Origin of the sequence: Streptococcus mitis bv. 2 str. SK95 (genome assembly GCF_000222705.1) — a bacterium.
Lineage (GTDB): Bacteria > Bacillota > Bacilli > Lactobacillales > Streptococcaceae > Streptococcus > Streptococcus mitis_AY.
Genome location: NZ_AFUB01000065.1, coordinates 1 through 6,974 on the forward strand (window position 1 = coordinate 1; position 6,974 = coordinate 6,974).

The window sequence follows — 6,974 nt, forward strand, 5'->3', positions numbered from 1 at the left end:
ATTTGTTTAGGATTTAAGAGATAAAAATTCCCCTTACGAAAGAGAACTGCTCCCCCATAGAATACGTTGACTCGCTCATTTCCAGAGATCTCCATCTCAAAATAATCTGGATACTCCTGCACGGAAAAAGAGAAAAGTTCTGCATTGGGATTTAAATCATGAAAGAGGAGATTTGCATAACTATCTATCTGGTGTTCAAAATGAAAATCCTCCAAGTTCATCAGCAACTCCACCCCCTGCTCAAAAAAGGTTAGAGGGAAAAAGAGATGACGACCTTGATCAGGGAAAAAGAGGTCTTGACTCAGCCCCTCCTCAATCAAGCCACATAAAAAAGTAAGAACTTCTTGACTAGCTGTATCAAAAGCATCCCAAGACAAGCCATTCTCGTAGTGTTTCCCAATCATATATGGCTTTCGATGGACCAAGACCTTCAAAAAGAGTGGAATATCACGGATGACGTAATATTTTTGACTCTCAAGCAAACCGATTCGGAGAGTCCAAAGGAGGCGATTGGTCCCAGCTTCCACCTGGCCTTGAGCCGACAAAGTGTAGATTTTCTCTCTCTTCTGAGGTTGGATACGCTCCAAAAAACTACCACCAAAACTAACCTTGGTTTCGACCTCTTCTTGCTCTTCATGGCCTTTTTCTAAGGCTTGTAAAATAAAATGGCCTTTTTCGTCGTTCTTCAGATAATGCTCGAGCGCTGCGAGGTGAACACAGTAACCTCTTTTTTGGAAAAAATCGCAAGCACAAAAAACAAGATCATCCTCTAAACTGTAACGCAAGTCTTCTCCCGCCACACGAGTATAGAGGCGATTCCCTTTTTCCTTGATAATCTCAATGTTGCCTGTTTCATAGAGTGTAACACCCTCCATGCGCAACTTTCCCGGAATCAATTTAGCCATAATTACCCCTTTATCTTATCTCTTCATTATACCACATTTTCCCCTATGAAAATAGCCTTCTAGGAAGACTTTTCTCCTAGAAGGCTCGATTCTTAAAGTGTAGCAAAAGTAGTCACGATGCGTTGGCAAACTTCTTCCAAAAGTGTTTTAGGCATGGCTACATTGAGGCGGGCATGAAGAGTTCCCTCCCCCCCAAAGTCCAAACCTCTGTTCAAGATAACCTTAGCTTCATTTCTCAAAAGCTCTTGCAAGCGCTCATCCGTTAGGTTATAGGCTGAAAAATCCAGCCAGATCAAGTAGGTTCCTTGCGGTTTCATGACCTTGATTTTAGTCTCTTTTTCAAATAGATCCACCACATAATTGATGTGGTCTTCAAAGACTTGCTTGAGTTCTTCTAGCCAATCCTTTCCATATCGATAGGCAGCTTCTGTCGCCAAATAACCCAAGCCTGAGATCTCATGCTGGTTATTGGCCAACTGGCGTTTTTGGAAAGCCACACGAAGCTTTGGATTTTCAATAACTGCATAGGAATTTTTCGTTCCAGCAATATTAAAAGTCTTGGTAGCACTGCTCAAAACAAGAGCAAATTTTTTGAAGTCTGGATTTACGGTATTAAAAGACTGGTGTTTGTGACCAAAGAGGGCCAAATCTTGGTGAATCTCATCTGAAACCAACAAAACACCGTATTTTTGGCAGAGACGGCCAATCTTTTCTAACACTTCCTTTTCCCAAACACGTCCACCAGGATTATGAGGGTTGCAGAGGATATAAAGCTTCACATCCTCTTCTACCAATTCCTTTTCCAGCTGATCAAAGTCAATCTCAAACAAACCATCCTTTTCCACCAAAGAACTGGTAATCAATCTGCGGTTATTCAACTTGACACTGCGAGCAAAAGGTGGATAGACCGGTGTGTTAATCAGAACAGCCTCTCCTTCTTTTGTAAAGGCTTGAATAGCTGTTGAAATAGCTGGTACCACCCCCTCGATAAAGACGAGAGCATCTTTGTCAAAGTGATAACCGTGTTGACTGGCTTCCCAGTCCTGAACCGACTCAATCAAAGCGTCGCTTGCATAAGTATAGCCATAGACCAACTGATCTGCGTAGGCTTGTACAGCTTGTCGAACTTCAGGCAAAACCACAAAGTCCATATCTGCTATCCAGGCTGGTAGAATTTCTCGATCAGCTTCCGCTTCTTTCCATTTATAAGTATGGTGTCCAAAACGATTGGGCAGGCTTGTAAAATCATATTTTCCCATATCTGTTTTATCCTTCCAAAGCTTGGCGCAAGTCCGCAATCAAATCTCTGGCATCTTCAATCCCAATAGACAAGCGCAAGAGGTCATCTGTTAAACCATAGGAATGGCGCACTTCTGCTGGAATATCCGCATGGGTCTGCGTCGTTGGATAAGTAATGAGACTTTCTACCCCACCCAAACTTTCTGCAAAAGAGAAGACCTTGAGGCTGTTCAATATGTGAGGAATACGTTTTTCATCCACTACTTTAAAGGAAATCATTCCTCCACGACCAGTATAGAGAACTTCCTTGACAGCAGGTGAATCCTTCAAAAAGGCAACCACTTCTTGGGCATTGGCTGTAGAACGTTCCATACGAAGAGGTAGAGTTTTAAGACCACGAATCAACTGATAACTATCAAACGGTGATAAGACCGCACCTGTCGTATTGAGATTGTAGAACAGTTGTTCATATAGTTCTAAACTATTAGTCACAACTACCCCAGCCAAGACATCATTGTGCCCTGCTAGATATTTGGTAGCCGAATGAAGAACAATATCTGCACCATCTTCAATCGGACGTTGGTAAATCGGACTGTAGAAGGTATTGTCCACCACAACCTTGGCACCCTTAGCATGAGCTAGTTTGGCTAGTTTGGCAATATCAAATTCCAACATCAAAGGATTGGTTGGCGTTTCGATGTAGAGAACATCCACATGATTTTCCAGCTCAGCAATCAACTCTGCTTCAGTATTAGCATAGGTAAAATGGAAACGACCTTCCTTCTCCACTTGGTTGAACCACCGGAAAGAACCCCCATACAGATCGCGCACAGCCAAGACTTTACTTCCCACTGGAAAAACACTAAAAGCCAGTACAATCGCAGCCATACCTGAGCTCGTTGCTAGGGCATAGTCTGCTGATTCAATTGCAGCCAAGACTTCCTCCGCCTTACTGCGAGTTGGGTTTTTAGTACGGGTATAGTCAAATCCAGTAGACTGGCCAAACTCTGGATGCTGATAAGTTGTTGAAAAATGAAGTGGAGTCACCAAGGCACCTGTTGCCTTATCTGACTTGATTCCCGCCTGGGCCAAAATTGTGTTGATGTGTAGTTCTTTGCTCATACAATACCTCCAAATCTATAGTAACTATTGTACCACTTATTTTCGCCAACTCATTTTCTTCTTTTCAAGAGCTAGTTATAGTTTCAAACTATATAAAAGCGATAGTTCCTTGAGAAACTATCGCTTTTCCTGTTGAATAGACTGGTTATTTAACGTGTTTTGCCAATTCTTCTTGGGCTTTTTTATTTGACTCTTCTTTTTCTTTCAGCCATTTTTCTTTAGCTTTTTCATACTCAGCAGTTGTCACCGTCTTATCTTGCAACTTAAGATACTTGTATGACTCTACACCTTTATTTCCAGCTTGTGAGAATGGTGCAGAGAATGGAACTGTCTTTCTCAAGCTAGGTGTTCCACCAAGGGAAACGTTTGGAATTGCAAGGGCGCTATCAACGAGCCAAGCTTGAATTTCAGCATACTTTTCATAACGTTTTGCTGGATCTTGCTCTTTATTGGCTTCTTCCAACATTTGAGTATAGGTATCAAGTCCAACTGCCTTAGCCTTGTCATTGACCTCACCTGGTTCTAAACCAAAGTTTTGCAACATACCTCCGCTATTAACATTAAAAATATCAAGATAGCTTGACGGATCTAAGTAGTCAGCACTCCAACCACCATTGTAAAGGTCAAAATCCTTCTGGGCTGCTGTCTGAGCTAAATAACCAGAGCTATCATAATCCTCTGTTGACAGTTGTTGGATATCGATAACCACGTTCTCAGTTCCAAGAATAGATTCGATGGATTGTTTCATTGAACTAATCCCTTGAATTTCTGACTTATTGGTCATTTCAACAGTCTTATCCAAGTGAATTGGGAACTGAACACCCTTGGCTTCTAGTTCTTTCTTAGCTTCCGCAAACTTAGCTTTAGCCTTGTCAGGATTGTAGTAAGGATCCTGAGCATCAGCAAAGTTGATTCCTTGCCATTCTTGGCCATAGTTGACCATCTTTTCGGAAACAACATCACCAAAGTCTTTTCCGTTGATACTTACAAATGTAGGAGGTACAACTAGGTTACGAATAATCTTCGTTGCTCCGTCTTCCCCTTGAGATTGTGCCCCATAGGCCGTACGGTTGTAGGCAAAATTGATGGCTTGGCGGAAGTTTTTGTTAAGAACTGCTTCTTGGGTAGATTTCTTTTCGATGTCAGTCGTTTTAGAAGTGAAATTATAAGATTTTCTATCTAGGTTAAAGTTCAAGTAGAAAGAAGTGGCATCTTGCATGCTGTAGATGATATTGTCCTTATTCTTCTCTTTAATCCCTTCAAAACTTGAGCTATTTGGATAGAGACGTGCGTAGCTGTATACTCCTTCTGTAAAGTTACGTGCTAGGGCATCTTGATCACTTCCATCATAGTATGTCAATTTCACATCGTCCACAAAGACATTTTTAGCATCCCAGTAATTCGGATTTTTCTTGTATTCGATGACGGATTTTGAAACAAAGGACTTCATCAAGAAGGGACCATTGTACAAAATGTTAGAAGGATCAACCTTACCAAAATCATCCCCTTTTGATTTCAAGAAATCAGCATTGACAGGGAAGAGAATGGTTGAAGTTGTTTTAGAATTCCAGTAAGGTTCTGGTCGAGTCAAAGTGTACTGAACTGTTTGGTCATCAATCGCCTTAACACCGACAGTTGAAAAGTCAGTTGTTTTTCCGTTGATATAGTCATCCAAACCTGCTACAGAATCTTGAACCAAGTACAAGGCTTCAGATTTTTTATCTGCCGCATATTTCAAACCTGTCACAAAGTCTTGAGCAGTTACAGGGGCGTATTCTTCACCTTCGTATGTATACCACTTGGCATCTTTACGAAGTTTGTAGGTATAAGTCAAACCGTCCTTGGAAACGGTCCAATCCTCTGCCAAAGATGGAACATAGTTACCATATTGGTCATTTTCCATCAAACCATCTACCAGATTGGTAACGATATCATTAGTTGTTGCACGGTTCTCTGCTAGATAGTTCAAACTAGATGGATCACTAGAATAGACATAGTTATATGTTTTAGATGAACTTGCTGAGTTCCCACATGCGCTTAGTAGGATACCCGCGCTTAACACGACACCTGCCAGTGTCAGATACTTGGCCTTAGACTTTTTCATTTCCAGAACCTCCTGTTTTAGATATTTGCCTTATTATACAGCTTTAGTTTTATTTAGTCAAGCAATTCCTGTCACAAAAGGTCGAAATTATATTATTTTCTCTACAAATTTTAGAATTTTATCTATTTCGTTAGGTATATGCAATGAGTAGTGTAATATTTTTACCTCTTATTCCTAAGTGCTTTAAAAGCTGTCTTGTAATTTGGATATTCTTTTTGACTGTGATTAATAAACAGTAAGACATCATTAAGTTCTTTGGGAGGTTTAGAAATGGAAATCCATCAAAAATAAAATTGATGGGGTATCCACTCCTTTTCAGACGCTATTTCAAACTTTTCTTAAATCTAAATCCTATATCAATAATATCCTTGAATCCCTTCATTTCAATACCAAGTTGGAAGCAATTAGTAAGAATATAAGATGTCTAGTATTTGATTTTCAAAATTTCAAAAATTTAGAGTGATAATTCTCGTTACTTTGAATGTTAGAAAAGAGAGAACCAATCTGACTCTCACCAATCTGACTCTCTCTCATGCTTAGTTAGATGTCACTCTCAACAGTTGACAAAGGGCCAAAAACCCCAGATAGCCTTGAGCCATCTGGGGTTCTTGTTTTCATCGCTAAAATGATATCAACAATTCCATTTTAGTCGATTTTTGGGACTTAGTCTTCTAAATCCATTTCAGAAGCTGCTGATTTCTTCTTCTTGCCAAGAAGAGAGGCAGTTGCCAAGGCAGCTACTCCTAATCCAAGACCAGCAAAATGGTTACTTGCAGTTCCTGTATTTGGAAGTTTTCTACCGTTTGAACGTCCTGGTCCAGCAGGTTGTTGTGCAGGAGCTTGTGAGTGGTTCAATGCACTTGAGATTGAAGCACTGTCAAACAAGCTAGCTGAGGTACTTGCGCTATCGCTCAAGCTTGCTGAAGTTGAGGCATTGCCTGAACCACTACCTGAGTTGTTGCTTGCGCTGATTGAAGCAGAAGCTGATTGGCTTGCTGATACAGATGCTGAAGTGCTTTGACTTGCAGATACTGATGCGCTAGCTGATTGACTAGCTGAGCCATTGCTTGTGCTTGTTGAACCTGAACCGCTACCTGAGTTGTTGCTTGCACTAATTGAAGCTGAAGCTGATTGGCTAGCTGATACAGACGCTGAAGTGCTTTGACTTGCAGATACTGATGCGCTAGCTGATTGACTAGCTGAGCCATTGCTTGTGCTTGTTGAACCTGAACCACTACCTGAGTTGTTGCTTGCACTGATTGATGCAGAAATGCTGTCACTCAAGCTTGTGCTTGTTGAGACTGACTCACTTGCGCTGATTGATGCTGAAGTACTATCGCTCAATGACACACTTACTGATTTGCTGAGTGAAACTGATTCACTTGCACTTACAGATTCAAGGTAGCTAGGAAGGTTAAACTCTGGCTTAGATTCGCTTGTTGGATCACCCTTACTATAGCTGAATGAGTTAGATTGTTGTGACGCACTTGTACTCAAACTACTTGAAACGCTATTGCTAAGTGATGTAGATGTGCTTACGCTGTTACTCAAGCTTACTGAAGTACTACTTGAGTTGTTGCTTGCTGATTCAGATGCACTGATTG

The 6,974-nt window shown here is 41.0% G+C and carries 5 protein-coding genes; all 5 read right to left on the bottom strand.

Annotated elements, in window-relative coordinates:
* Nucleotides 1-905, bottom strand: a 905-nt coding sequence (locus tag HMPREF9965_RS12065) for an SWIM zinc finger family protein (RefSeq protein WP_001096266.1), incomplete at its 3' end; no start/stop codon positions are given.
* Nucleotides 906-997: 92 nt separating this feature from the next.
* Nucleotides 998-2,164, bottom strand: coding sequence for a MalY/PatB family protein (locus HMPREF9965_RS12070; protein WP_000521329.1), 1,167 nt, complete (start codon nucleotides 2,162-2,164; stop codon nucleotides 998-1,000).
* A gap of 7 nt (nucleotides 2,165-2,171) precedes the next feature.
* Nucleotides 2,172-3,266, bottom strand: coding sequence for a cystathionine gamma-synthase (locus HMPREF9965_RS12075; protein ID WP_000031978.1), 1,095 nt, complete (start codon nucleotides 3,264-3,266; stop codon nucleotides 2,172-2,174).
* A gap of 145 nt (nucleotides 3,267-3,411) precedes the next feature.
* Complete coding sequence (locus HMPREF9965_RS12080) at nucleotides 3,412-5,370, bottom strand: peptide ABC transporter substrate-binding protein (RefSeq protein WP_000748530.1); 1,959 nt, start codon at nucleotides 5,368-5,370, stop codon at nucleotides 3,412-3,414.
* A gap of 663 nt (nucleotides 5,371-6,033) precedes the next feature.
* The coding region (locus tag HMPREF9965_RS12085; RefSeq protein WP_000552812.1) for an LPXTG cell wall anchor domain-containing protein at nucleotides 6,034-6,974 on the bottom strand (941 nt) is incomplete at its 5' end.

Bases quoted from the DNA above. Each gene is read 5' to 3' on its own strand.
- HMPREF9965_RS12070 (WP_000521329.1), bottom strand. From the start codon at position 2,164: ATGGGAAAATATGATTTTACAAGCCTGCCCAATCGTTTTGGACACCAT.
- HMPREF9965_RS12075 (WP_000031978.1), bottom strand. From the start codon at position 3,266: ATGAGCAAAGAACTACACATCAACACAATTTTGGCCCAGGCGGGAATC.
- HMPREF9965_RS12080 (WP_000748530.1), bottom strand. From the start codon at position 5,370: ATGAAAAAGTCTAAGGCCAAGTATCTGACACTGGCAGGTGTCGTGTTA.